The following is a 25,074-nucleotide window of genomic DNA, read 5'->3' as shown; positions in this document are numbered from 1 at the left end:
CAGGAAGGAGATACGTCGTGCCAAGACCTCTTGACGGTATCAAGGTTCTCGATCTTTCGAAGGTGCTCGCCGGGCCGCTTTGCGCGCAATATCTCGGCGATCTCGGCGCCGAGGTGATCAAGGTCGAAGCGGTGGGGCATGGCGACGAGACGCGGGGATGGCCGCCGTTTCCCGCCGCCGGCCTCGGCACCGTGTTCCTCAGCGCCAATCGCAACAAGCGGAGTATTGCGATCGACATGAAGTCCGGCAAGGGACGCAAGCTCGTGCATGAGCTCGCGAAGTCGGCCGACGTCGCGATCGAAAGCTTCGGCACCGGCGTGGCAGAGCGGCTCGGTATTGATGCCGTCAGTCTTTGCGCGCTCAACGACCGGCTGGTCCATTGCAGCATCTCCGGCTTCGGCCGGACGGGTCCTCTCAAGAATTCGCCGGGCTACGACGTGATCTTGCAGGCCTTCAGCGGCATCATGTCGATGACGGGCGACGAGGGCGGCGGTTACATCCGCAGTCCGATTTCCCCGATCGACCAGATGACGGGCGTGCACGCTTTCAGCGGGATCTTGGCCAGCCTGCTGGCGCGCGAGAAGTCGGGCAAGGGCGCGGCGATCCAGGTGTCGCTGTTCGACACCGCGCTTGGGCTTCTCGGCTATAATCTCCAGACCTTCTGGGAAAAGGGAACGCAGCCCGCCAAATGCGGCTCCAGCCATGAATCGCTGTGCCCCTATCAGGCCTTTGAGGCGGCGGACGGTCCGATCATGATCGGCGTCGCCAACGACAATCTCTGGCGCAAGTTCTGCGCTGTCGCCGGCCTGAACGCGATCGTGGACGATCCGAGATTCCGAACCAATGCGGATCGGGTCAGGCATCGCGCCGAGACGCTGCAGCATGTGCAATCGGTGATCGCCGGCAACAGCGTCGCGCACTGGAATGCCGTACTCAACGAGGTCGGCATTCCCTGTTCGCCAATCAATTCGCTGGCCCAGCTGCTGGATCATCCGCACACCCGGGCCGACCAGCGGATCATGCAGTACGATCATCCCGCGGCGGGGCGTCTGAACTGTGTCGGCCATCCCGTCACCTTCGTCGGGGAGGAACGCAACCCCGGCCTGCCGCCGCCGATGCTTGGACAACATACTGACGACGTCCTGACGGAAATCGGCCTGTCCGCGGCGAGCATCGCCGAATTGCGTCGCGAGCAGATCGTCGGTTGACTGGCGTGAGGCGGCGGTGCTCCTGCGTTAGTTCGTTGTGAAGAACGGCAGCAGTGCACCGTCGGCGTCGTGTCGGCGTTATTCGTCGAGCAGCTTCCAGGATGTCTTTTCGAAGATCGCCATCCGCAGGGCGCGGTAGGGGGCATAGTTCTCCTTGGAATTGGTCAGCTCGATTCCCGGCAGCAGCATGCCGACCCGGTCCTTGTTGAAGCTCGTTGCCTGGGCGAGCAGGTTCTCGCGCGTCAGATTGTCGCCGCATCGCTGCAAGCCCTTCGCGATGGCCTGTGCATTGATGTAGCCGGACAGCGCGACGAAATCGTTCGGGCTGTCGTTCGGTGCCCATTTCTTCATGAAGGCGATGTAGTCCTTCACCTCCCTGTCGTCGGCCCAGGCCGGATCGCTGGCCTGCTTGGCGAACTGGGTCGTGTAGGCGCCCTGCACGTTTTCGAGGCCAACCGGCATCAATACGCCCTGGATCGAGTTGACCGGACTGGCGAGAAACTGGACCGGCTTCCAGTTGATCTCGTTGATCTTCTTGATTGCCTGTGCGGCAAACTTCGGGGTCGCGAAATAGACCAGCGTATCGGCGCCCGCCGCCTTGAGCCTGAGCACTTCGGAATCGACCGTGGGAGAGCTGAGCTCGTAGCTCGCTTCCGCCACGATCTTTGCAGCGCTCTCTCCGCCGAGTCCCGTCTTGAGACCGGTGAGGTAGTCCTTGCCGTAATCGTCGTTCTGATAGAGCACCGCGATCTTTGCGTTGGGCATCTTGTTGAGTATGAACTTGCCGAAGGTTGCGCCTTCCATCTCAAACGGCGGATAGAACGGGACGGTCCACGGGAAATTCTGCGGATCGTTGAAGCGGCGGCCGCCGGCCGAGATGAAGACCTGCGGCACCTTGTTCTGGTTTAGATACTTTTGAACGGCAACGTTGGGCACGGTGCCGACCGTTCCGACTTCGGCGAGCACGCCATCGTCGTCGACCAGCTTGCGGGTCTGCTCGATGGCTTTCGGCGGGCTGTATGCGTTGTCGAGCGAGATCAGGTTCACTTTTCGCCCGTTGATCCCGCCGGCTTCGTTCAGCATCTGGAAATAGCCGGTCATGACCCGGCCATAGCTCGAAAAGGCAGACGCCGGTCCGCTGTAGGGGACGGTCTGGCCGATCTTGATCTCGGTGTCGGTAACGCCCGGGCCGTAGTGCTTCTCGCCGGCGATGGCATCGACTGCATGGCACCCCAACAGCAGCGCCGAGGCGGCAACCAGGGTCGAGACTTTCATGTTTCCTCTCCTTTTGCGGATTCTCAAGTGCGTCAGGCGCGGCCACCCGATATAAGTATGCAAGTGTACGATATACTACAAAACGGAGATCGCGTCATGCGATATTTGCCGCGGGCGTGTGGCGATGCAGCGCGCAGGCTCAGAAATACCGCGCGTACTCGAGTCACTTGAACGCGAGCCGATCTATGCTATTGATCGTACGAAAGCGTACTAATTTTTCGATCGGGAAGTGCGGCGTTGAGCCCTTCCGGTGGTCGAAGGCCGTGGGAGCGAACTTGGGAACGTCAAGCGCGACGGCTCTGGCCGCGTTGAAGATCGGAGGGCGGGTGGCCTATGAGCGGCTGGTGCGGCCAAAGGCGCGGCAACATGACGATGTGCCATGCTCGCCCGGCGCGATCACCACGCAGTGGCTGACGGCGGTTCTATGCGACAAGGTGCCGGGGGCGATGGTGACGCAGGTCGAGGTCAAGCCTGCGAGCGCCGGAACCCATGAACGGCATCGTCTGGTCGTGACCTACAACGAAGCGGGGAGGCGTGCGGGCCTGCCAGGTTCGATGTTCACTAAGTCGCTGCCGAGCGTCGTCACCAGGATGATCGGCGGGTTCAACGGGACCGCTCGCGCTGAGGGGCGCTTCTACATGCAATTGCGGCCGCAGCTCGGGATCGAGGCGCCGGCCGGTTATCACGCTGCGTTCGACCCGCGCACGCTCGCCTCGATCCTACTGCTGGAAGACCTGGTGGCGGCGAAGTCGGCCAGCTTCTGCAATCACAGGACATACGTCTCCCGCGCCATGGCAGAGGACATGATCGATCTGCTCGCTGCGCTGCATGCCCGCTTCTACGGCGATTCCGCGTTCGCGACCCAGTATCGGTGGGTCGCCCCTTACCCGCGCTGGTTCACCATCGGCGCGCAGAAGATGGATCTGGAGCATTACACAAGGAAGGCGTTCGATGCAGCATCGCACGTTATTCCGCAGAACGTGCTGGCGCGGCGCGATGCGGTATGGCCGGCGGCCATGCGCGCGCTGGCTGTGCATGAAAGCCAGCCGCAAGGCTTGCTTCATTCCGACGTGCACATTGGAAACTGGTACCAGACCGGTGCGGGGAAGATGGGCCTGTGCGACTGGCAATGTTTGGCGCGCGGTCACTGGTCGCGAGACGTTGCCTATGCCGTCACGGCGGCACTGACGCCGGAGGATCGCCGCAAGTGGGAGAGGGATCTGCTGGCCAGGTATCTCGAGTGCTTCGCCGAATTGACCGACTTAAAACCGGATTTCGAGGAGAGCTTCCGCAACTATCGGCAACAAATCGTGCATGCGCTCCTGATGTGGACGATTACACTCTGTCACTCGCCATTGCTGCCGAATATGCAGCCAGAGGATACGACTCTGACAATGATCGAAAGGATATCAACGGCAATGGCCGATCTGGATTCGCTAACGAGTTGATGTTCGCGGCTCCGTCTCGCCGATCCAAGACTTGTCCAGTTTGAGCTGATCAACTGCGATTGAGGCGTCGGATTACCAGCGCCAAAAACGGGACTCTGGACTTCTTCCAAGCGATCGGCATTGATCCACTTGCCCGATGCGCTTTCCGTTCGAGTTGGATGGGGCGGCCATTCGGGCGAAGCACGGCGTGCTTCTGAGATGCTGTGAAGTCTGGGACGGCTCTCATACTCCGGCTTAATCAGCAGAGAGAGGCTCACCGGTCAGGGTCCAACTTGCTCCGTCAAATGCCGCCATCCGCAGGGTCGTGAAGGCGTGCATGGCCAGCCCGGGTTGGCGTGCGAACGCGAGAGTCGTCGAACGCCGGCGCACCCTTTCCGGATCTCTGACGGTATTTGAAGCTAAGCTGCGCGAGGGCGGGAAGACAGTCATGGCTGCGCAGGCGGCGCTGATTAGTCGATTGACTCCGATAGGTACCGAAATCGCCAGCATCGCGAGCGGGTTCGAATTTTTCTGTGAGTTCAAGACCGAAAAGTTAGGGCGGGCATACCGTCGGGATCTTATCGCCAGCGTTCATAGTTTGTGCTTGCAAATCAACGCGGTACTGTCGTCCGAAATGATCGAGTGGGAGTAGGGCGTCGCCGCTCCACTGCGGTCTGATGTCAGGGACCATCTACGCCGGCAGCAGACCGGCGGCGCGATAGCTGTCGATCAAGGAGTCGTAGAGCGAAATATCGCCGCGGCTTCTGGCCATCAGCTGCGCGCCGGCGACGGCAGCGAAGATGGCGCGGGCGCGCTGTTCGCTCTTTCTTGCACTGACGAGGCGCGCCGCTACCAGCAGCTTGCTCAGCCACGCCACGTTGACGTCGGCAAAGGTCTGGACCTCCTGCTTCACCGCGTCCGGCAGGTCGTTGACTTCCGCGGACATGAAGCTGCAGAGGCACATACGATTGTTGTTCTCGAGCGCCTTGCGAAACACCTCGGGATATCGACGCAGGCAGCGGACCGGATCCGCCGTTTCCGCCAGCATCGCCTCGAGCTGGGCGGCGGTGTCCTCCCAGTAGCGCCGCGCGACGGCGACACCGAGTTCGGCCTTGCTCGGGAAATGGTGGTAGATGCTGGCGGCCTTGATCCCGACTTCGTCCGCGAGATCGCGGAAATTCAAGCCGCCATAGCCGCGCGCCTGCGCGGTCCGCTTTGCTGCCGCCAAGATGGCCTCCCGAGCGCTTGAACTCACGTCGTCCTCTCACTGCTTCGTTATCTACCAAGTGACAGGTAGGGCTTGACCGGCCAGATGTGAAGTATTCATATCGGACCTACCAAGTGACAGGTAGATAAAATAGGAGTTGTGATGAAGATTTACGATTGGCCGACCGGCCCATATCCGGCCCGCGTTCGCATCGCCCTGGCCGAGAAGAACCTGCGGTCGCACGTGCAGTTCGTCCTGGTCGATCTCTACAAGGGCGAACACAAGAAACCGGAATTCCTGGCCAAGAACTACTCGGGCACGCTGCCGGTGCTCGAACTCGAGGACGGGACCTTTATCGGCGAATGCACGGCGATTACCGAATACCTCGACGCGCTCGATGGCGCGCCAACGCTGACCGGCAGGACGCCGCGCGAAAAGGGCGTGGTCCACATGATGAGCAAGCGCGCCGAACTGGAACTGCTCGACCCCATCAGTGTCTATTTCCACCACGCCACGCCGGGTCTTGGGCCGCATGTCGAGATCTATCAGAACCCCGAATGGGGGCTCCGTCAGCGCGACAAGGCGCTAAAAGGGATGCACTACTTTGACGGCATTCTGAAGCAGCAGCCGTTCGTCGCCGGCGAGGCGTTCACGATGGCCGATATCACCATCATCGGCGGCTTGATCTTCGCGGGACTCGTGAAGGTGCCTGTGCCGGCGGAGTGCGAGGCTCTTTCGGCATGGTACGCGAGGATGCAGGAGCGTCCCAGCGTCAAGAACCGGATCACGATGTCCGAACCGGCCAGGGCATCTTGAGCGGAGACTGCGCACGTCCGCTCTCGCGAGTCCTGCGCGAGGGCGGATCGGCGAGTGCTGCGCTCATGCGGGCTACGCGGCCAGCTGACTTTACAAAATGCCGCGATAGGCGCCGCCATCGATCAGGAGGCTCTGCCCGGTGATGTAGCCGGCCTGGGCCGAGCACAGAAAGGCGCAGGCCGCACCGAATTCGGAGGCGTCGCCGTAGCGTCCGGCGGGAATCTCGGCTTGGCTCTCCTGCCGCACGGTCTCGATCGCAACACCGCGCCGTTCGGCTGTTGTCCGCTCGTTCGTGCGGCGCCGGCGGGTTTCGAAGGCGCCAGGCAGCAGGAAGTTGATGGTGACGTTGGCATGCGCCACCGACCGCGCCACGCCGGCAAGGAAGCCGGTCAACCCGGCCCGGGCGCCGCTCGACAGGTCGAGCCTTGCTATCGGCATCTTCACCGTGGCCGAGGTGATGTTGACGATGCGACCGAAGCGCCGCTCGACCATGCCGTCGATCACCCGCTGCACCAACTCGATCGGCGCCGCCATGTTGCCGACCACGCCGGCCAGCAGTGCCTCGCGATCGATCTCGCGGAAGTCGCGGAGCGGCGGGCCGCCATTGTTGTTGACCAGGATATCGACGCGGGGCACGGCCTGCATCAGCGCGTCCTGGCAAGCGCGGGTGGTGACGTCGCCGGCGACGGCGATCACCTCCGCGCCGGTCTCGGTCCGGATCTCGTCGGCGGTCCGCTCCAGTGTCGCCTGGTCGCGGCCGTTGACCACCACACTGCAACCGGCTCGTGCCAGCTCCAGCGCACTGGCCCGCCCGAGCCCCTGGCTCGACGCGCAGACCACTGCCTGCCGTCCCTTCAAACCGATATCCATGTCATCCTCCTTTTCCAACGCCCGGTCAGCGGGCGATATGATGAGCGTTCAGTCGATCCGAAGGCTCTGCTGCATGGCGAAGCACTGAGACCAGATGAAAACGTCGTACGCCGCCAGCCGCGACTGCCATTTGGGCGTCACCGCGTTGACGCACTTGACCACCACGCGGTCGATGTAGTTGTCAGCCACTGCCCAGGCGTTGGCCTTGTCCGCATCAGCCATCCCGACGAACGGCGGAGTGGTCTGAAGCGCCGTCCTGGTGGCCGACTTGACGTCATTCATGAATGCGAGCTGTTCGCGCACGTCGGCGTGGGTGCCGACGCGGTCCACGTGCCCTCCGACCAAGGTCTCGAACGGAATCTTGTCGATCTCGGCGACCTGCTCGAAATAGCCAGGGATATCCTGCGCGTCGGCGAAGCCCGACCACGCCATCCAACCCGGGAAGACCATATCGACCACCATCAGCACCTTCTGCGCCGGCGCCCAGATGAAGATGTTGCCGGGTTCGTGGGCGACACCGTGGTAGCTGAGCTCCAGGACCTGGCTGCCGACCTTCAGCGTGTATCGGTCCTTGAACGTGATCGTGGGCACGGGCCGCTTCGGATCGTTTGCTCGAACGAGCAGACGTTTTGTTTCCTCCTGGGCGATGATGATGGGGTGTCCCCCAAGATCTGCCGCGCCGCCGATATGGTCGATATGGGCATGGCTGTAGATCAAATGGGTGATCGGCCGATCCGTCACTTCCGCGATCGCCTGCTTCAGATGTGCTGAATAGCTGGGCGGCGCATCCATCACCACGACGCCCTTGTCGTAGACCAGGAACATCGACTGGTATCCATTGTCGGTCACCATGTAGAGACCATGGCCCAGCTGCTGGAGGCGGTACCCTTTGGCGGGATCCACCGGCGGCACTGCAGTGGCGTTCGGGAGCGGCAGATACCGATCCACGCGGACGCCGATCGGGGCGATCGCCGGCATATCGTGATAGGCTGCACCGGCTTCTCCGGGCGCTGCCGCTGATTGCGCCCACGCGTTATTCCCGGACACCAGCCCGAGACCAAGCACAATCGCCAGCACGCTTGAAATCGAGCAATTCGTTGGAACCTGCCAGGCCATTGTTTCCCCTGTGTTGGCGTGGGCACGGTGCTCATCTAGCGAGTCTGGTGCTCCGGTGCCCCAGCGCCATTGCGGCCATGGCAGAGCGATTGCGGTTAACGCGTGCGAAGCGCTCCGAAACGCGAGAGCTGCGGTGTGCGTGTCCTGGGCCTGCGTAAGGCAAATTTTACCTTTCGCGACCTTCAATTTCTTAATCGCTCCCGCTTAATCTCCCGCGCAAAACAACGGGGAGTTCCGCATGTTCCGCATGTTCGGCAGGCGTAAGACTCCGGGCGATTCCGCATTCCCGCTGCCTCCAATGGATTCTGACGGCAAGCGCCGCGTGTTCGGCGAAGACGTGTTCGCGGGACGCCACGGCGACATGCTGCGGGCGCTGGGATTCGGCCTGAACGACGCCGCGAATATCATTCCCGACCAGGCCGAGTACGAGCGCAGGGTCAAGCAATCCCTGGCGACGCAGGATGCGCGCCGGACAGAGATCGAAACGGAAATGCTGCGGGCCCATGGCCACAACGCGATCCGACCGTTCTTCGTGCTTTCCGGGCCGGTCTGGAACGGCGAACTCGGGCAATGGCTGGTCAAGGTGATGCACCTGTTGCCTTATGACGATTGGAATATCGTCTACCTCCCGATGGACCGGGCGACACAGGCGGCCATGGGCGGTCTTCCCCTGCATCCGCGCCAGTCGATTGATCCAATCGACGAACTGATGTGCAAGCAGATCGGCGGCTTCTACAGTCAGTTCAAGGAAGGCAAGCAAAAGGTGGACGCACACGTTCGCGAGGTCGGTATTTCAGCCGCCCACGACGTGCTGGACAAGTTCGTGACCTATGTCGATGATATGCCCCGCCGGATTCTCGATCACATCTCCGTCGTTCGACCGAAGATCATCGAGCTCATTGCAGATGTTCAGAACAGGGCGTAGCCCCGAGCCACAAGACTAGGACGCGGGGCTCTTCCATTCGTGTCGTGGTCTCCCGCATATCACTGCGCTCATGCGGGCCACGTGGCCAGCTGCTCTTCGAACAGCGTCATATGCCTTCGATCACGGCTCCTTCTTGAACAAATCCTGGAAGATGAGCGGGCCCCATACGCGGCCGCGTGCGTGCACCAGCGCGCCGCCCTCGTTGAGCTTTCCGAGTTTGACGGGGGCGAACCCGAGTTGCTTGGCCAGGGCCGCCACGGGAGCGGTCGCGTCCTCGTCGTTGCTGGACAGAAACACCACCCGGTGGCCGCCCTCGACGACCGGATCGGCCGCGAGCGTAGCCGCAATCAGGTGATTGAAGCCTTTCACGAACCTGGCGCCGGCGAACGCCTTCGCGGCGAAGGCGGAGGACGGAAGACCGTCCAGTTCCTCAGGGGGAAGCAACGCGTTCATCGTGTCGATCACCGTCTTGCCGCTCCAGTCCGGCAGAGCTTTCGCAACGTCGCGATGCTCCTCGAACGGGACCGCCAGGATGATCGTATCGGCCTCGAGCGCATCCCGCAGCGATCCGGCGACCACCGTGGGTCCGATCGCCCGGGCCTGCGGCGCCAACGCCTCGGGCGGCCGGCGGCTCGTAACGATCACGTCGATGTTCTTGCGGGCGAAGGCGTGGGCGAGGGCCTGGCCGACCTTGCCGAAGCCGATAATTGCAAAGCTCATGATGCTTCTCCGATCCGTGTTGGTATTGATTGCCCGCCTCAGATTGCCGAGAAGCCGCCGTCGACGGACAGCTCCACCCCGTTCACGAAGCTGGAATCGTCGGAAGCGAGGAACACTGCGGCCCCCGCAATTTCCTCAGGCCGACCCATCTTTCCCCGCGGGATCAGGGATTCGAACATCCGCTTCGCCTCTTCGGTGAGGACCTGGTCCTGCATCGGTGTGGCGATCGGACCCGGGCTCAGCACGTTCACGCGGATATTCCTGCCCTTCAGTTCGTTGAGCCACGTGCGTGCGAATGAGCGCAACGCGGCCTTGCTTGCCGCATACACGCCGTAGCCAGGAAAGCCCTTCACCGAAGCAACCGACCCGGTCATGAAGATTGATCCGCCGTCGTTGAACAGCGGCAGCGCCTTCTGGACCGTGAACAGCGTGCCGCGGGTATTCAGGTCGAAGGCCGCATCGAAATGCTGCTCGCTGATCTCGCCGAGCGGGACGGCTTCGCCGATGCCGGCGCTTGCGTACAGGACGTCGATCCTGCCCTTTTCCCGCTTCACCGTGTCGAACAGACGGTCGAGGTCGTCGAGATTGGACGCGTCGCCGCGCACGCCGGTCACGTTCCGGCCGATCAGCCTGACGGCCGCGTCGAGCGCCTCCTGCCTCCGGCCCGTGATGAAAACATAGGCGCCTTCTTCAACGAACCGCTTGGCGCTCGCCAGCGCCATGCCGCTCGATCCACCCGTAATGACTGCAACCTTACCCTCAAGCTTTCCCATGATCTCTCCTTCAGGCTCCGCTTTGGTCGTTCGGGGGCCCCCGAGAACCTCGACCTAGGTCTGCCGGCGTCAGGTGTTGAGTGCAGAAGCGCGCACACCGGTGGTGCGAAATCGATCCGGCCGGATGACTGACGGCCTGCCGCGACGATTGGTATCCGCGGCTCGGAATTGGGCCGCGCGCGTCGGCATGGGCTATGATGGCCGCCCGTATTGCTGTTCGATGTGTTGGACGCGGGCTTTGGAAGGCGCACCATGCGGTGCCGGATTGCACCATGATCGACTGGGATGACGTTCGCTACTTTCTTGCCGTCGCGCGCGGAGGCTCGGTGCGGGCTGCCGCCGAGCGCCTCGGGGTTAATCACTCGACCGTGCTCCGGCGCATCGCCCAGCTCGAGGAACGCCTCGGGGCGCACATGTTTGAAAAGCTGCCTTCGGGCTACCGCCTGACGGCTGCGGGGGAGGAGGTCCTCGAACTCGCGGACCAGATGGAAGCGTCGTCGCACCAGCTGGAGACGCGCGTCTTCGGGCGCGACCAGGGCGTGCGCGGGCTGCTGCGGGTGACGCTGGCACCGACCCTCGCGACACACCTGCTGATGCCGGACTTCGCCGATTTCGCGCGTCTGCATCCGGACATCGAGATGGAAATCCTGTCGTCCGGCGAGCTGGCAAATCTGACCAATCGAGAAGCCGACGTCGCGATCCGTGTCGTCTATGACCGCAAGACCCTGCCGCTCAATCTTCACGGTCTGAAGGGGCCGGAGCTGTTCGGCGGCGTCTACATCTCCCGCGATCGGCTGGCCGCGTGGCGCGCGGGCGCGCCTGATCCCGTCAGGTGGATCGTCATCAGCATGCACGGCGTCCCGGACTGGGCCAGCGAGGGTGAGGTTCGCACCGCGGGGGTTCCGTTCAGGACCACGGACGGCGAGGCGCAGATCGCTGCCGTCCGGCAAGGGCTCGGGATGACGACACTGCCGTGCTTTGTCGGAGATGCCGACCCCCTGCTGGCGAGGGTGCCGGGCACCGACCTGCACATGCATGGCACGCTCTGGCTGCTTACCCAGGGAGAGACACGCAAGACCAAGCGCGTGCGGCTCTTCACCGAGTTCGTATCGCGCAGGCTCGCCGCGTACGCGCCGCTTCTCGCAGGATTGTCCGCATCGCGCGACTGAGTTGCCCTAACGCAAATCAAGGAGCAGAGCATGCGCGGGTGACGACACCGCTGTTTGACATTTGCATCGCGAACTATCCTCACGGTCGTCCTGGCGGAAGCCAGGACCCATTACCCCAAATGGCAATTGGTGATGCGACGCGGGGGCCAAGATCTCGTTCATCATCAAATTCGGTGGTTATGGGTCCTGGCTTCCGCCAGGACGACAGTGGTGTGTGTAGAGGCGGTGTTGCGACGAACGCAGTTCCCGCGAATTATTTTCGTCGGCCTGTCGGCTGCCGTCTTCGCCAACCGTCCTCCGAACAAACAAGGAGACTGCACATGACCGATCTCGTCACATGCCTGTGGTTCGACCAGGGCAAGGCGCGCGAAGCGGCGGAGTTTTACGCCGCGACCTTTCCCGACAGCCATGTCGATGCGGGGCATGCGTCGCCGATCCCGGGCATCGGTCAGGGCGACGAATTGACGGTCGAGTTCACCGTGCTCGGCCGCCGCTTCGTCGGCCTGAACGGCGGTTCCAACTACGTACCGAACGAGGCCGTCAGTTTCATGGTGCTGACCGACAGCCAGGAGGAGACCGACCGCTATTGGAACGCGGTGACGTCCAACGGCGGCGCGGAACTGCCGTGCGGCTGGTGCCGGGATCGCTGGGGCTTCGCCTGGCAGATCACGCCGCGGCGGCTGCTCGAGCTGGTCAACGCGGCCGATCGCGCGACCGGCCGGCGCGCAATGGAGGCGATGATGACGATGAAGAAGATCGATATCGCCACGATCGAGCGGGCAGCCGCGGGGTAATCCGCGCGCCGGAAATTGGCGCCGGCAGCGCTCGCGGCGACCATCACCCCGGCGCAAACGCGGGATGTGCGCCTTGCCATCGCGTGATACGAAATTCGTATCGCAGCCTTGGAGCTCACCTTGATGTCCGTCGCAGCAGCCAACCAACAACAGCCCGCCACCGCCGCCGAGAGCGATCCCGAGACGATCGGCTGGATGCAGGGCTTTCCGCCGCCGCAGGACAAGACGATCACGTTCCAGGACGGCTCGTTCCGCGGCTTTCCCGAGCTGCGCTGGGCGTGGAGCAACATCCGCCAGCTGGTGCCGACGGTGAATGTCTGGCGCGGGGCCGGGCCAGCGTCGGTGCTGCCGCGCGAGGATCACGACATCGGCGCGTCGGCGTCTGTCACGATGGACGGCCGGCCGCAGACCTTCGCGCGCATGCTCGAGGACAGCTATGCCGATGGGATCGCCGTGCTGCACCGGGGCAAGCTGATCTACGAGCGCTATTTCGGTGCCTTGAAGCCGCACAAGCCGCATATCGCGATGTCCGTGACGAAGTCGTTCACCGGCGTGCTCGCCGGCATCCTGATCGCCGAGGGCAAGATCGATCCGCAGGCGCCGATCACGGACTATGTGCCGGAGCTAAAGGCGAGCGCATTCGGCGATGCCCGCGTGCACGAGGCGATGGATATGACCACCGGCCTCAAATACACCGAGGTCTACACCGACAGGAATTCCGACGTCTGGGGGCTGCGGCGCGCCAACGGCATGGCGCCGATTCCATCAGGCTATGAAGGCGCGACCAACATCTTCGATTTCCTCTGCGCGCAGCAGAAGCAGGGCGAGCACGGCAAGGCCTTCGCCTACAAGACCGTCAATTCCGACGTGCTGGCTTTCATCTGCCGGCGTGCCAGCGGCATGACGTTGTCGGATCTGCTCTCCGAGAAGATCTGGGCACCGATGGGCGCCGAGGAGGATGCGCACTACCACGTCGACCGGATCGGCACCGAAAGCGGTGGCGGCGGATTGTCGACGACGCTGCGGGATCTCGCCCGCTTCGGCGAGACCATCCGCAATCACGGCCGCTTCAACGGCCGCCAGATCGTGCCGTCGCAAGTGGTCGAGGACATCGCGCGCGGCGGCGACCCCGAAAAGTTCAAGCCGGCCGGATACACCACGCTGCCGGGCGCGTCCTACCGCAATCAGTGGTGGGTGACACACAATGCGCATGGCGCCTTCATGGCGCGCGGCGTCCACGGCCAGGGCATCTATATCGATCCGAAGGCCGAGATCGTGATCGCGCGCTACGCCTCGCACCACGCCGCCGGTAATGCTGCCAACGACCCGGTGACGCTGCCGGCGTATATGGCGCTGGCGAAGGATTTGACGGCGGGAGGATGACGTTTCGGCTAGCCGCGCGAGATCTTCTCGTATCGCTTGATCAGCCGCTCCCGCTTCAGGCGCGATAGCCGCCGGATCCAGAACAGGCCGTCGAGCTGGTCGATCTCGTGCCGATGGCACACCGCGCGCAGGCCATCGGATTCTTCGGTCTGCATGTTGCCGTCGAGATCCTGGTAGCGGATGCGGACGCGCGCATGGCGCTCGACCTCGTCATTGACGCCCGGCATCGAGACGCTGCCTTCCTTGTGCAGGATCATCTCGTCCGAGGCGTAGATGATCTCCGGATTGACATACGTTCGCGGGCCCTCGCGCGTATCGAGCTCGAGCACCACGACGCGCAAGGACACGCCGATATGCGGCGCAGTGATGCCGATGCCGGGCGCCGCGTGCATGGTCTCGAGCAGGTCGGCTGCCAGCTCACGCAGCGCGTCGTCGAACATGGCGACCGGCTGCGCAGTGAGCGCAAGCCGCGGATCGGGATAACGGACGATGGAGCGTATGGTCATACGAGCGTCTTAGGCCAGCGTCGGACGTTGGACAACCCGCGCGGCGCGCCGCTCAGAGCCGCTTCTCGAAGAACAGGTCAGGGTAGGGGTCGTCGTTGAAGCGCGGGATCTCGGTCCAGCCACTTCTTCGGTAGAGCTGACCGGCTTCGGCCAGCGCGCTGTTGGTGTCGAGCCGCAGCAGCGCGATGCCGAGCTCGCGCGCGGCGTGCTCGGCCGCGTCCATCAGGCGGCGGCCGAGGCCGAGGCCGCGTGCGGCGGGCGCGACCCAGAGCCGCTTGATCTCCGCGTACTCAGCGCTCGTGCCCTTCAGCCCGACGCAGCCGAGCGGCAGGCCGTCCGACATCGCCACGATGAAGCTGCCGCGCGGGCGCACCATGTCCTTGGCATCGGGATCGCGCGACAGCTTGACGTCAAACCCCTGTTTGAAGCGCCGCGCCAGCTCGGCGTAATATTCGCCGAGGCAGTAGCGCGCCTCGTCGCTGCGCGGGTCCATCTCATGCAGCGCGGTGGCGTCGCGCCCGAGCGCCGAGGCGATCAAATCCATCGCCGCCAGCAGCGCCTCGCGTTGGGAATGGTGGGCGAGGAAGTCCTTGGCCTGCCGGTTGGAGATCGCCTCATAGGCGTTGAACTCGCGCTTGCCGGCCGGGGTTAGTTTCGCGATGCGACGGCGGGCATCATCGTCATGCGCCGTGGTCTCGATCAGCTCCTCGTCCTCGAGGCTGCGCAACAGGCGGCTCATCAGCCCGGAATCGAGCCCGAGATAATCCCTGATGTCGCCCACGTCACTGCGGCCGTGTCCGATCGCGTTCAGCACGCGCGCTGCGCCGAGCGGCCGGCCGCGGCCGAGGAACGAGGTGTCGAGCGCGCCGACGGCGGAGGTAACGGCACGGTTGAAGCGGCGGACGCGGGAAACAGGGTCGAGCATATATCTGACTTTAGTCAGATATCGTGTCGACGTCAATTGGCACGCGGCCAGGCAGGCAAACTGAATCTACGCCCGTGCCAGCACCAGCACATTGCCGGCGAGGATGGCAGCGGCGCCGGCGAGCACCGGCCAGCCCAGCGCAAGATGCTCGAACAGCGCCGACAGCACGAGCGCGACCAGCGGCACCAGTGCGAGCGTATAGGCGGCGCGGCCGGGGCCGAGCCGGCGCACCAGTTCGAAATAGAGCATGAAGGTGACGCAGGACGCGGCGACCGCGAGATAGAGGAAGCTCGCTGCGTAGGAGAGCGAGACGTCGGCCGCGAATGGCGTGCCCGTCGCGATCGCCCACAGCGCGCTCGCCGCCGCGCCGACGAAGGCGCCCCACGCCAACACGGAGACCACCGGCAGCCCGGCGCGCTGGTTGCGCGCGCCGACGGTCGTGCCGGCACCGGTCGCAATCGCCGCGGTGAGCGCCCAGGCGAAACCCGCCAGCGATGCAGCGCCGTGCGCGCTGGCGCCTGGCAGGAAGATGATCACAAGTCCGAGGATGCCGCACAGCGCGCCCCAGACGAAACCGGAGGAGATCGGCACGCCGAGCGCGCCACGCGCGATAACAGCGGCGAACAGTGACGAGGTCGACAGCACCAGTGCGGCAAGCCCGCTCGGCATCCGCGCGGTCGCTTCATAGAAGGCGATGAAAGCGATGGCGAAGAACAGCAGGCCCTGCAACGCGACGGCCGGCCGGTCCTTGCGCGGGATCGCGAGCGGCACGCCGCGCAGCCGGCCGTAGCCGAGCAGGATAAGACCCGCGAGCACCATGCGCAGGGCCACCGACCAGGGCGCCGGTGTAACGCCCGCCTGCATCGCCGTTGCCAGCGCGCCGCCGCCCCAGAGCAGTGCGGTCAACGCGAACAATGCGACGGTCATGACGCGCCGGCATCCTCGATTAGCGTGCGCCAGCCGCCGGCATCGATCCGCGCGCTTTCGTCCTCGAGCCGGGTGAGGGCGGAATCGATCGTGGCTCGCTCGCTCTCCGAGAGGCGCGCCAGCAGCCGCGCCTCGATCGCACTGCCGAGTGCGGCGATCCGGTTGAAGGCCGTCCGGCCGCTGCGGGTGATGCTGACGGCGGCGAAGCGGCGATCGGATTTGCCGGCACGTCGCACCGCGAAGCCGAGCTCTGTGAGCTGGCCGATACCGCGGCTGGTCGCGAACGGATCGAGCGCGCAGGCGCGGCCGATCTCGGAAGCATTGGCTGCGTCCCGCTCGGCGATGACGGCGAGGATGCGCCAGCCGGCCTGGCTCAGTCCGAACGTCTCGCCGTAGAAACTCTCGAGCGGACGGGCGACCTGCGCCGCGACAAGGAACAGGCGATAGGGCAGCCAGGTGCTCAGTTTCAGGCCATCGTCGGCAGCATGCGCGGTCTGTTTCATGGCAAGAGGCTCGCACAGATGATTGCAGAGTGCAAGTATTATGCAAGGAGATCGAACCGATCAGGGCGCATGCGCGAAAATCCCGACACACTTGTCACTCCCACCGGCCGCCGCCGCCGCGCCAGATTGCGGCATGGCCAATGACGAACGGCCGCCAGCAATGGAACTGCGCAGTGGTGCCGGAGTTCGTCCAATTCGAGAGATGGAGATCATCATGAGCAAATCGGCTGAAAGCGATCGCGGCGGACTGGCGGCAATGCAGACACCGCCTGTCGTGTCGCGCGAGGCGTGGGAGGCGGCGCGCCTGGAGATGCTGGTGAAGGAAAAGGCGCATGTGCGGGCGCGCGACGCCCTTGCGGCGGAGCGGCGGCGGATGCCCTGGATGGCCGTCGAGAAGCCGTATGTCTTCGAGGGACCGAACGGCAAGGTGAGCCTGCTCGATCTGTTCGAGGGCCGCCGGCAGCTGATCATCTACCGCGCGTTCTTCGAGCCAGGTGTGTTCGGCTGGCCGGATCACGGCTGCCGCGGCTGTTCGCTCGGCGCCGACCAGGTCAGCCATCTCTCGCATCTCAACCAGCGCGACACCACGCTGGCCTACGCGTCACGCGCGCCGCAGGCCGACATCGCGCGGCTGAAGGCGCGGATGGAATGGGAGATGCCGTGGTACACGATCACCGATAGCTTCGACGCTGACTTCGGCGTCGCCGAGTGGCACGGCCACAACGTCTTCATCCGCGACGGCGAACGGATCTTCCGCACCTATCTCGTCAACAGCCGCGGCGACGAGTCGATGGGTACGGTGTGGAGCTATCTCGACATCACGCCGTTCGGCCGCCAGGAGCTCTGGGAGGATTCGCCCAAGGGCTATCCGCAGGGCCCGACCTACAAATGGTGGAACTGGCACGACAATTACGAGGTCGAGACCGCACCGAACGCGAAATGGGCGGCCGTGACCGACGCCGGCGAAGCTGCGTTCCGCAAGATCGCCGAGCAGGAACGCAAGGCGACTTGAGGGGTGGAGCAGGGAGGACGCGCCGCGTCCTCCCTAGCGGCCATCGTTCTTTGCGGCCGTGAGCGCCTTCAGCGCCGCCAACGTCTGCCGCAGCCCGCGGTCGAGGCGCTTGTCGCGGCGGATCACGACCGCGAGGCGGCGGTAGAGCTTTGGCGATAGCGAGCGGACGATCAGGTCATGCTGCCTGGGCTTGGCCGGGACGGCCATGCCGGGCAGCACTGCGCAGCCGAGGCCGGCGCGGACCATCTCCTTGATCGCCTCGACGCTGCCGAGCGACATCAACGGCTTCAACGACACGCCGCCGCGCGCCAGCCACTCATCGGCCGTGCGCCTGGTGTTGCCGCCGGGCTCGAACAGCAGCACCGGCCGGCTCGCCAGCACCTCCGGCGTGATCCGCGCCGGCAGTTTCATCTCGCGCGGCGCGATCAGCACGAACTCATCGTTCATGACCGGGGCAACCTCGAAGCTGCGCCCCGACACCGGCAGCGTGACCAGCGCGATGTCGATCGTGTTGTCCTCGACGGCCCGCGCGATCTCCGCGGTGTTGCCGGTCGTGACCGTGATCTCGAGCGAGGGCATTGCTGCCCGCAACTCCCTGAGGATCGGCGGCAGCAGGAAGATGCAGGCAGTGGCGCCGGTGCCGAGCCGCACGCGGCCCGCCGTGCCCGTGGTCTGCTGCGCGACCGCGTCGACCGCCGAACTCACCGCCGCGTTGATCTGATGCGCGTGCGAGAGCAAGGCGGCGCCGGCGGCCGTCGGCCTCGCCCGTCGTCCGACCCGCTCGATCAAGGTCGCATTCAGGCTGCGTTCGAGCTGGCGCACCTGCAGGCTCACCGCTGGCTGGGTCAGCTGCAACTGCTCGGCCGCGGCGGAGAAGCTGCCGCTGTCGATCACGACAGCGAAGCTTTCGAGATAGTCGAGGTTGAGGTTCTTCATCAAAGTATCTCTTATGCTGCGCATAAGTTATCAAAGCTTCACTTATATAAGGCTGGAGCGCATAGTCCGGCAAGCGATGGCTTCGGCAGATCGGGAGCGGGCATTGACTGGCCTCAAGCGCATTGGCGGCGTTATCGTCGAGCTGGGGCGCTATCTCGCGGTCTCACCGCATTCGCGCATCCGCCGCTGGCAGGCGCTACGCGAGCTCGACGATCGTCTGCTGGCGGATGTCGGACTGTCGCGCAGCGATGTCGAGTTGAACCCATGGTGCGTGCAGAATGCGCCGGCGCGCCGTCGAAGCACAGGCATGATGCCGCAAGACGAGAGTGTAAGGATGAGAGACAGCGAAGCCACCGTGATCCGGGACGCCACAGAGGTCGACATGGCTGAGGTGCAGCGCATCTACGCGCACCACGTGCTCAACGGGCTCGCGACCTTCGAGGAAGAACCGCCTACGCTCGACGAGATGCTCGGGCGCCGCGCCGCCGTGCTGGCCGCGGGGTTGCCGTATCTTGTTGCCGATGTCGATGGACGCGTGGCCGGCTACTCCTACGCGACTGCGTACCGGCCGCGGCCGGCCTATCGCAACACCATCGAAGACTCGGTCTACGTGTCGGAAGCGCTGCGCGGCCGCCGCGTCGGGGCAGCGCTGCTGCAGGCGCTGATCGAGCGATCGGAGACGGGGCCCTGGCGGCAGATGATCGCCGTGATCGGCAACAGCGGCAATGCCGGATCGATCGCGCTGCACCGTCGCATGGGCTTCGAGATGGTCGGAACGCTCAGGTCAGTCGGCTTCAAGCTCGGGCAATGGGTCGACACCGTGCTGATGCAGCGGCCGCTCGGGCCGGGCGCCTCCACGCTTCCCGCGGAGAGGGAATTGCTGCGGTGATCGCTCGCCGTGTCGTGGCGGCCCTTGGGCTGGCCCAACTGATCTCGTGGGGCGCGACCTATTATCTGATCGGCGGCTTCGGCGAGCAGATATCAGCGGATCTCGGCTGGCGGCGCGACATCGTTTATGGCGGGTTCGCCGCGGCGCTTTTGGTGATGGGAGTGACATCGCCCCTTGCGGGGAGGTGGGTGGACAGAAGCGGTGGCCGTCAGGTCATGGTCGCAGGCGCCGTCATCAACGCGCTCGGCTGCGCCGGTCTCGCGGTCTCGCATCAGATCGTCACGTACTTCGCATCCTGGATCGTTCTCGGCTTCGGCATGCGGTTGACGCTGTACGATGCGGCGTTCGCCGCGCTGGCCCGGATCGGCGGACCGGAGGCGCGCCGCGCGATGTCCGGCATCACCTTGCTCGGCGGATTGGCGGCCACCGTGTTCTGGCCGCTCGGCCATACGCTCTCGGAACAGTTCGGCTGGCGCATCGCGGTGCTGGTCTATGCCGGTCTCGCACTGCTGACGATCCCGCTGCACTTGCTGATCCCGACCAAGCGGTTTGCCGGCGTGCCGAGCTCCGCAGCGCCGGCACATAAGCAACCACGCGCCGCCAGCCGCCGGCAGCTTGCAGCGGCGGGCGGGCTCTATGCCGTGATCATGACCGGCGCCAACTTCCTGAATGCCGGCATGTCGGCGCATATGATCGCGGTGCTCTCAGGCCTCGGGCTCACCGTCACCGTGGCCGTCTGGATCGCAACGCTCCGGGGCATTGGGCAATCCGCCGCGCGCCTTTGCGAAATCCTGTTCGGTGCGCGGCTCGATCCGTTGGCGCTCAATCTGACGGCTTGCCTGATCATGCCGCTCTCCTTCATCGCAGGATTGTTCAGCGGGTCGTCGAAGGAGATGGCGATCGCCTTCGCGCTGCTCTACGGCGCCTGCAACGGCATTCTGACCATCACAAGGGGAACGCTGCCGCTGATCCTGTTCGATCATCGCAGCTACGGCACGCTGGTCGGCCGGCTCATCGTTCCGAGCTTCATCCTGCCGGCGGCAGCGCCGTTGGTCTATGCGATCGTGATCGACCGGTTCGGCGATCCGAGCGCGCTCTATCTCTCCACCGGCCTCGCCATCACGACGTTGCTCGCAGCCGCCTTGCTGAAGGTGATGTTTCCCAGAACTTCTTGAGCTCGAGGACTCCCTGGGGCGAGCGGCGCAGATTATCCTGTTTCAAAACCACATAAGGGAGGAAGAAGAACATGATGCCGTCGACCAAGACCCGCCTCGCTGCGTTGGTCCTTGCCGCGTTGCTGTCCTGTGCTGGAGCGGGACATGCGCGCGCCGAGCAGCCGGGCGACCGCACGGTTGCGCTGCTCAAGAAGCTGATCTCGTTCGATACTTCGAATGGCCCGGGCGATACGCGGGCGCTCGCCGAATATCTGAAGTCGCAGTTCGCACCGCTGGGCGCCGAGGTCGACATCTTCGTGGCCCCGAACGGCAAGGCCGCGCACTTCATCGCGCGGCTGCGCGGTGACGGCTCGAAGAAGCCGGTGCTGCTCGCCGCGCATGCCGACGTCGTTCCGGTCGAACGCGAGAAATGGACCGTGGAGCCGTTCGCCGGCGTCGAGAAGGACGGTTTCGTCTACGGGCGGGGCGCGATGGATTTCAAGGGCGGGCTCGCCGTCTTCGCCGGTGCGGTGATGCGGCTGGCTGAGGAGAAAACGCCGCTGGCGCGCGATGTGATCTTCCTGGCCGAGGCCGACGAGGAGCAGGGGCAGTACAGCACGGTATGGCTGGCGAAGGACCATTGGGACAAGATCGACGCGGAATTCGCGTTGAACGAAGGCGGCTACGTCCTGCAGGAGCGCGACGGCACGGTGCGCCAGATCAATGTCACGACGGCGGAAAAGCTCTCGGCGACCTTTGCCTTGAAGGCGACCGGTCCCTCCGGTCATTCCTCGCGGCCGCTTCCGGCGGGCGCGATGGCCAACGACCGCCTGATCGCGGCGCTGGCCAAGCTCGCGGCGCACGATCCGGCCGTCAAGCTGGTGCCGGCGACGGAGGCTTATTTCAAGGCGCTGCTGCCGATCAGTTCGGAGCAGACGGCGGCCGATATCAAGCAGCTGTTGGCCGTAAAGGGCCAGGCTGATCTCGACGCGGCCGGAAAGAAACTCGTCGCCGACAATCCCAAGGACAGCCTGCTGCTGCACGCCCTGCTGCGTGACACCATGGTGATCACGATGATCGACGCCGGCATCAAGCCCAACGTCATCCCCGGCGACGCCAAGGCGGTGGTGAACACGCGGCTGCTGCCGGGAACGACGACGGACCAGATGATCGCCGAGATCAAGCGCGTGGTCGGCGATCCCGGCATTGAGGTCAGCATCGTGACCTCGCTGACGCAGCAGGCGGCGCGCGACGCCTATCTGATGCGGAGCAAGATCCCGGCGTCGCCGGTCGATACCGAGCTCTATGCCGCACTGGAGCGTAACGCCAAGCGGGTCTGGAAGGACGCGGTCCTGGTGCCGACGATGTTCGAGGCGGGCACCGACGCCACCGCCTGGCGCGAGCGCAACGTGCCGGTTTACGGCATCTATCCCTATCCGCTCGACGACGACATCCTGAGCCGGATGCATGGCAACGACGAAAGGATCGGCGTCGAGGCCGTCAAGCAGGGCGCGGAGTGGGTCTACAACACGCTTCGCGAGGTCGCGAAGAAGTAGCGATCAGTTCGAGAGGTAGTTGCCGAGGAAGTCACGCTTGCCGAGCGGCACGCCGCGATGACGCAGGATGGCGTAGGCGGTGGCGACGTGGAAGAACAGGCTCGGCAGCGCGAAGCCGTGGAGGTAGCGCGCTGCCGGCATTGGCGGGACGCCGAAGGGCAAGGTGACGATGCGTTCCGCCGCTTGGTCGAATGCCTGAACCGGGACCGTGTCGATGTAGTCGAGCGTTCGCGAGATGCGGGCGTGGGCCTCGGCGAGGCTCCGTTCATCGTCAGCGAAGGTCGGTGGCTCGAGGCCGGCGAGCCGCCCGGCGGCGCCCTTGGCGTGATCGCTGGCCCGCTGCACCTGACCGACCAGCGTCAGCATGTCGGGCGCCAGCCGCGCCGCGAGCATGGCGTCGGGATCGAGACCGCGTTCGCGGGCGTCGGCCTCGCCCTTGCGCAGGAGATCGGCGAGTGCGTTGAGCATCTGCCGAAATACCGGGACGGATGCATCGTAGAGCGGTGCGGTCATGGAATTCTCCTGATTTCAAGCCGAAGGCTCGCGCGGCAGCCACAGCGACAGCCAGCCGCCAAGCGCCAGCAGCGCGACGTTGCAGCCGAGCGCGATCGTGAAGGCGTGGGCGTAGTCGCCGGCCTGCGGATGCGCCCCGAGCAGGCTGTAGAAGGCGCCGCCGATCACGGCGACGCCGAGTGCTGCGCCGATCTGGAAGGTCGAGATCATCATCCCCGACGCCAGCCCGGCATGGCGCGGATCGATGCTGCCGATCACGGCCTTGATCACCGACGGCATCACGGTGCCGAAGCCGAGCCCGCCGCAGATCAGGCCGAATTCCGCACTCTGCGGAAGCACTCCGCCCACCGACAGCATCACGATGCCGAAGCCGATGACCTGGAGCGCGAAGCCAAGCGTCAGCGTGCGCGCGCCGAGCCATTGCATCACCAGCGGCGACACCAGCGAGCTCACGAAGAAGCCGGTGGCGAAGGGCAGGGTGGCGAGGCCGGCCGCCAGCGGTGAAAAATGCAGCCCGCTTTGCAGGTAGACCGCAAAGGTCAGATAGAACGACGACAGCATGTAAAAGGCGAGCGCCATCACCAGCCCGATCACGAAGTCGCTGTTGCGCAGCAGATGCAGGGCAACCAGCGGATCGCCGCCGCGTGCGGACAGCCGCGCCTCGAAGCGGACGAAGGCGGCGAGCATCAGCGGCGACGCCAGCAGCATCGCGATGATCCAGACCGGCCAGCCGGATTCGCGCCCCTCGATCAGCGGATAGACCAGCAAGCCGAGCGTGAGCGACAGCAGGACGACGCCGCCGATATCGAGCCGCTGTGCATGCTCGGCGCGCGAGTCGGCGAGGTACAGCAGGCCGCCGACGAACGCGACGAGGCCGATCGGCAGGTTGATCAGGAAGATCGCCTGCCAAGCGAGGCCGAACGGATGCGCCGACACCAGCACGCCGCCCAGCACCTGGCCGCAGATGTTGGCAAGACCGAACGTCGCGCCGTAGAAGCCGAGCGCGCGGCCTTGTTCGGCCGCGGGGAACAGCACGCGGATCGAAGCGAGCACCTGCGGCGCCATCACGGTGGCGGTGAGGCCTTGCAGGATCCGTCCGCCGACCAGCACGGTGGGTGACCACGCAACACCGCACAGCACGGATGCGACCGTGAAGCCGGCGACACCGGTGAGGAACATGCGCCGCCGGCCGAGCAGGTCGCCGAGCCGGCCGCCCGTGATCAGGAATACCGCGTAGGTCGCGGCATAGGCCGAGATCACGAACTGCACCTCGCTCGCCGTCGCGCCGAGATCGTCGCGAATGGCCGGCAGCGCGAGGTTGACGACGTTGAAGTCGAGGATCGGCAGGAAGGCGCCCGCCAGCAGCACGGGCAGGGCCAGCCAGCGCCGCGGGTCGACCGTTGCCGGCCGCGTGTCGTGCAATTGCAATGTCTCGGTGGTCTCACTTGTCACCTGCCAGCTCCTCTGCATCGTCGGCGCGCCGCACCAGCGATCCGGAAGATGGCCTGTCCGTTCGTGATAAGGTATTATCCAGAGCCGCCAAGTGAGTTTGCAAAAATGCACAGCCCTCTCGACTGGAATGATCTCCGGCTCGTCCTCGCTGTGGCGCGCGAGGGCAGCCTCTCAGGCGCGGCGCGCAGACTGGGCGTCACGCATTCGACGGTGTTTCGCCGCCTCGGCGCGATCGAAACGGCGATCGGGACGCGGCTGTTCGAGCGCTTCCGCGACGGCTATGCGCCGACGCCGGCCGGCGAGACCGCGGCAGCGTCGGCGGCCCGGCTCGAGGACGAGGTGCTCGCGCTCGAGCGCAAGCTGGCGGGACAGGACCTCAGGCCGTCGGGTCCGGTCCGGATCACGACCACGGACACGCTCGGCGCGGTGCTGGTGCGGCATCTGCCGGCGATGCGCGCTGCGCATCCGGAGATCCGGCCCGAGATCATCGTCTCGAATGCGATGGCCAACCTGACGCGCCGCGAGGCCGACATCGCGATCCGGCCGACGCCGGCGCCGTCCGAATTGCTGGTCGGACGGCGCATCGCCGACATTGCCCATGCGATCTACGGATCGCGTGCCTATCTCGCCCGGCGTGACGACAGGGATCTGTCCGCGCATGACTGGATCGGGCTCGACGATGCGCTGGCGGGGACCGTGATCGCCGACTGGATGCGGAAGAACCTGCGTTCGGCGCGCGTCGCCTGCCGCGTCGATGCGCTTCCGGCGCTGCGCGACGCGGCGGTGGCGGGAATGGGTCTGGCTCTGCTTCCGTGCTATGTCGGCGATCTCGCGCCTGCGCTGCGCCGCCTGACGCCGAAGCCGCTCGCCGAGCCGCGATCGGCGCTATGGCTGTTGACGCATGACGATCTCCGGCGCACCGCGCGGGTCCGCGCCACGCTGGATTTTCTGGCCAAGGTGCTCGCGTCGGAACGCGCGCTGTTTGAGGGAAGACGCGCCGACCGGGCTCGGCGTTAGC

The 25,074-nt window shown here is 65.0% G+C and carries 26 protein-coding genes; 13 read left to right on the top strand and 13 right to left on the bottom strand.

The window, feature by feature from the left end; genetic code table 11:
- The first annotated feature begins 17 nt into the window (after positions 1-17).
- Positions 18-1,208 carry a CaiB/BaiF CoA transferase family protein gene (locus tag FBZ93_RS02680; RefSeq protein WP_146984421.1) on the top strand — a complete coding sequence of 397 codons (1,191 nt, stop codon included), beginning with the start codon at positions 18-20 and terminating at the stop codon, positions 1,206-1,208.
- Positions 1,209-1,286: 78 nt separating this feature from the next.
- Here FBZ93_RS02680 and FBZ93_RS02675 read toward each other — a convergent pair whose 3' ends face one another.
- Positions 1,287-2,483, bottom strand: coding sequence for an ABC transporter substrate-binding protein (locus FBZ93_RS02675; protein WP_146984420.1), 1,197 nt, complete (start codon positions 2,481-2,483; stop codon positions 1,287-1,289).
- Positions 2,484-2,758: 275 nt separating this feature from the next.
- Between FBZ93_RS02675 and FBZ93_RS02670 the strand changes: the two genes are divergently transcribed.
- Both FBZ93_RS02670 and FBZ93_RS02665 read left to right on the top strand, forming a co-directional pair.
- On the top strand, positions 2,759-3,931 hold the full coding sequence (locus FBZ93_RS02670; protein WP_167528884.1) for an aminoglycoside phosphotransferase family protein: 1,173 nt from the start codon (positions 2,759-2,761) through the stop codon (positions 3,929-3,931).
- A 316-nt stretch (positions 3,932-4,247) separates the two neighbouring features.
- Entirely contained in the window at positions 4,248-4,562 is a 315-nt protein-coding gene (locus FBZ93_RS02665; RefSeq protein ID WP_146984418.1) for a hypothetical protein, read from the top strand.
- Between the two features lie 39 nt (positions 4,563-4,601).
- Here FBZ93_RS02665 and FBZ93_RS02660 read toward each other — a convergent pair whose 3' ends face one another.
- Positions 4,602-5,165: a TetR/AcrR family transcriptional regulator gene (locus FBZ93_RS02660; protein WP_146984417.1), complete on the bottom strand. Its 564-nt coding sequence runs from the start codon at positions 5,163-5,165 to the stop codon at positions 4,602-4,604.
- Between the two features lie 114 nt (positions 5,166-5,279).
- Here FBZ93_RS02660 and FBZ93_RS02655 point away from each other — a divergent pair, with 114 nt between their 5' ends.
- Positions 5,280-5,933 (top strand): glutathione S-transferase, encoded by a 654-nt coding sequence (locus FBZ93_RS02655; RefSeq protein WP_146984416.1) that lies wholly within the window; start codon positions 5,280-5,282, stop codon positions 5,931-5,933.
- Between the two features lie 90 nt (positions 5,934-6,023).
- Here FBZ93_RS02655 and FBZ93_RS02650 read toward each other — a convergent pair whose 3' ends face one another.
- Positions 6,024-6,803, bottom strand: coding sequence for an SDR family oxidoreductase (locus FBZ93_RS02650; protein WP_146984415.1), 780 nt, complete (start codon positions 6,801-6,803; stop codon positions 6,024-6,026).
- A gap of 48 nt (positions 6,804-6,851) precedes the next feature.
- Positions 6,852-7,919, bottom strand: a complete 1,068-nt coding sequence (locus FBZ93_RS02645) for an MBL fold metallo-hydrolase (protein WP_208763948.1) — start codon at positions 7,917-7,919, stop codon at positions 6,852-6,854.
- Between the two features lie 238 nt (positions 7,920-8,157).
- Between FBZ93_RS02645 and FBZ93_RS02640 the strand changes: the two genes are divergently transcribed.
- On the top strand, positions 8,158-8,844 hold the full coding sequence (locus FBZ93_RS02640; RefSeq protein WP_146984414.1) for a hypothetical protein: 687 nt from the start codon (positions 8,158-8,160) through the stop codon (positions 8,842-8,844).
- 120 nt (positions 8,845-8,964) lie between these two features.
- On the opposite strand, the gene FBZ93_RS02635 is transcribed toward FBZ93_RS02640, so the two are convergent.
- The gene (locus FBZ93_RS02635; protein ID WP_246667334.1) at positions 8,965-9,564 is read right to left on the bottom strand and encodes an NADPH-dependent F420 reductase; all 600 of its coding nucleotides are present in this window, start codon (positions 9,562-9,564) and stop codon (positions 8,965-8,967) included.
- 38 nt (positions 9,565-9,602) lie between these two features.
- Positions 9,603-10,337 carry an SDR family NAD(P)-dependent oxidoreductase gene (locus FBZ93_RS02630; protein WP_146984412.1) on the bottom strand — a complete coding sequence of 245 codons (735 nt, stop codon included), beginning with the start codon at positions 10,335-10,337 and terminating at the stop codon, positions 9,603-9,605.
- A gap of 272 nt (positions 10,338-10,609) precedes the next feature.
- Here FBZ93_RS02630 and FBZ93_RS02625 point away from each other — a divergent pair, with 272 nt between their 5' ends.
- From FBZ93_RS02625 to FBZ93_RS02615, 3 genes are all read left to right on the top strand, one after another.
- The gene (locus FBZ93_RS02625) at positions 10,610-11,506 is read left to right on the top strand and encodes a LysR family transcriptional regulator (protein ID WP_146984411.1); all 897 of its coding nucleotides are present in this window, start codon (positions 10,610-10,612) and stop codon (positions 11,504-11,506) included.
- Between the two features lie 320 nt (positions 11,507-11,826).
- Positions 11,827-12,300 (top strand): VOC family protein, encoded by a 474-nt coding sequence (locus FBZ93_RS02620; protein WP_146984410.1) that lies wholly within the window; start codon positions 11,827-11,829, stop codon positions 12,298-12,300.
- 123 nt (positions 12,301-12,423) lie between these two features.
- A complete protein-coding gene (locus FBZ93_RS02615) occupies positions 12,424-13,683 on the top strand; it encodes a serine hydrolase domain-containing protein (protein WP_146984409.1) in 1,260 nt (419 codons plus the stop codon).
- Positions 13,684-13,691: 8 nt separating this feature from the next.
- On the opposite strand, the gene FBZ93_RS02610 is transcribed toward FBZ93_RS02615, so the two are convergent.
- The 4 genes from FBZ93_RS02610 to FBZ93_RS02595 all read right to left on the bottom strand — a co-directional run bounded on the left by FBZ93_RS02610 (position 13,692) and on the right by FBZ93_RS02595 (position 16,544).
- Complete coding sequence (locus FBZ93_RS02610) at positions 13,692-14,189, bottom strand: peptide deformylase (protein ID WP_146984408.1); 498 nt, start codon at positions 14,187-14,189, stop codon at positions 13,692-13,694.
- Positions 14,190-14,241: 52 nt separating this feature from the next.
- Positions 14,242-15,114, bottom strand: coding sequence for a bifunctional helix-turn-helix transcriptional regulator/GNAT family N-acetyltransferase (locus tag FBZ93_RS02605; RefSeq protein WP_146984407.1), 873 nt, complete (start codon positions 15,112-15,114; stop codon positions 14,242-14,244).
- Between the two features lie 66 nt (positions 15,115-15,180).
- The gene (locus FBZ93_RS02600; RefSeq protein WP_146984406.1) at positions 15,181-16,041 is read right to left on the bottom strand and encodes a DMT family transporter; all 861 of its coding nucleotides are present in this window, start codon (positions 16,039-16,041) and stop codon (positions 15,181-15,183) included.
- Entirely contained in the window at positions 16,038-16,544 is a 507-nt protein-coding gene (locus tag FBZ93_RS02595; protein ID WP_146984405.1) for a MarR family winged helix-turn-helix transcriptional regulator, read from the bottom strand. Before FBZ93_RS02595 ends, FBZ93_RS02600 begins: the two co-directional genes overlap by 4 nt.
- Positions 16,545-16,758: 214 nt before the next feature.
- Here FBZ93_RS02595 and FBZ93_RS02590 point away from each other — a divergent pair, with 214 nt between their 5' ends.
- Positions 16,759-17,556: a DUF899 domain-containing protein gene (locus FBZ93_RS02590; protein ID WP_146984404.1), complete on the top strand. Its 798-nt coding sequence runs from the start codon at positions 16,759-16,761 to the stop codon at positions 17,554-17,556.
- A gap of 33 nt (positions 17,557-17,589) precedes the next feature.
- Here FBZ93_RS02590 and FBZ93_RS02585 read toward each other — a convergent pair whose 3' ends face one another.
- Positions 17,590-18,492: a LysR family transcriptional regulator gene (locus tag FBZ93_RS02585; RefSeq protein WP_146984403.1), complete on the bottom strand. Its 903-nt coding sequence runs from the start codon at positions 18,490-18,492 to the stop codon at positions 17,590-17,592.
- Positions 18,493-18,595: 103 nt separating this feature from the next.
- Between FBZ93_RS02585 and FBZ93_RS02580 the strand changes: the two genes are divergently transcribed.
- The 3 genes from FBZ93_RS02580 to FBZ93_RS02570 all read left to right on the top strand — a co-directional run bounded on the left by FBZ93_RS02580 (position 18,596) and on the right by FBZ93_RS02570 (position 22,091).
- Positions 18,596-19,381 carry a GNAT family N-acetyltransferase gene (locus tag FBZ93_RS02580; protein WP_146984402.1) on the top strand — a complete coding sequence of 262 codons (786 nt, stop codon included), beginning with the start codon at positions 18,596-18,598 and terminating at the stop codon, positions 19,379-19,381.
- Positions 19,378-20,556: an MFS transporter gene (locus tag FBZ93_RS02575; protein ID WP_146984401.1), complete on the top strand. Its 1,179-nt coding sequence runs from the start codon at positions 19,378-19,380 to the stop codon at positions 20,554-20,556. The genes FBZ93_RS02580 and FBZ93_RS02575 overlap by 4 nt, the downstream gene beginning before the upstream one ends.
- Before the next feature lie 71 nt (positions 20,557-20,627).
- Positions 20,628-22,091, top strand: a complete 1,464-nt coding sequence (locus FBZ93_RS02570; RefSeq protein WP_146984400.1) for a M20/M25/M40 family metallo-hydrolase — start codon at positions 20,628-20,630, stop codon at positions 22,089-22,091.
- A 3-nt stretch (positions 22,092-22,094) separates the two neighbouring features.
- On the opposite strand, the gene FBZ93_RS02565 is transcribed toward FBZ93_RS02570, so the two are convergent.
- Together FBZ93_RS02565 and FBZ93_RS02560 are read right to left on the bottom strand one after the other, a co-directional pair.
- A complete protein-coding gene (locus FBZ93_RS02565) occupies positions 22,095-22,604 on the bottom strand; it encodes a DUF1993 domain-containing protein (protein WP_146984399.1) in 510 nt (169 codons plus the stop codon).
- A 15-nt stretch (positions 22,605-22,619) separates the two neighbouring features.
- Positions 22,620-24,056, bottom strand: coding sequence for an MFS transporter (locus FBZ93_RS02560; protein ID WP_246667333.1), 1,437 nt, complete (start codon positions 24,054-24,056; stop codon positions 22,620-22,622).
- A 105-nt stretch (positions 24,057-24,161) separates the two neighbouring features.
- Between FBZ93_RS02560 and FBZ93_RS02555 the strand changes: the two genes are divergently transcribed.
- On the top strand, positions 24,162-25,073 hold the full coding sequence (locus FBZ93_RS02555) for a LysR family transcriptional regulator (RefSeq protein WP_146984397.1): 912 nt from the start codon (positions 24,162-24,164) through the stop codon (positions 25,071-25,073).
- The last annotated feature ends 1 nt before the right edge of the window (position 25,074 follow it).

This window comes from Bradyrhizobium macuxiense, from assembly GCF_007993935.1.
GTDB lineage: Bacteria > Pseudomonadota > Alphaproteobacteria > Rhizobiales > Xanthobacteraceae > Bradyrhizobium > Bradyrhizobium macuxiense_A.
The sequence above is the reverse complement of the archived record's forward strand: the minus strand, read 5'-3'. Positions and strand labels throughout refer to the sequence as shown.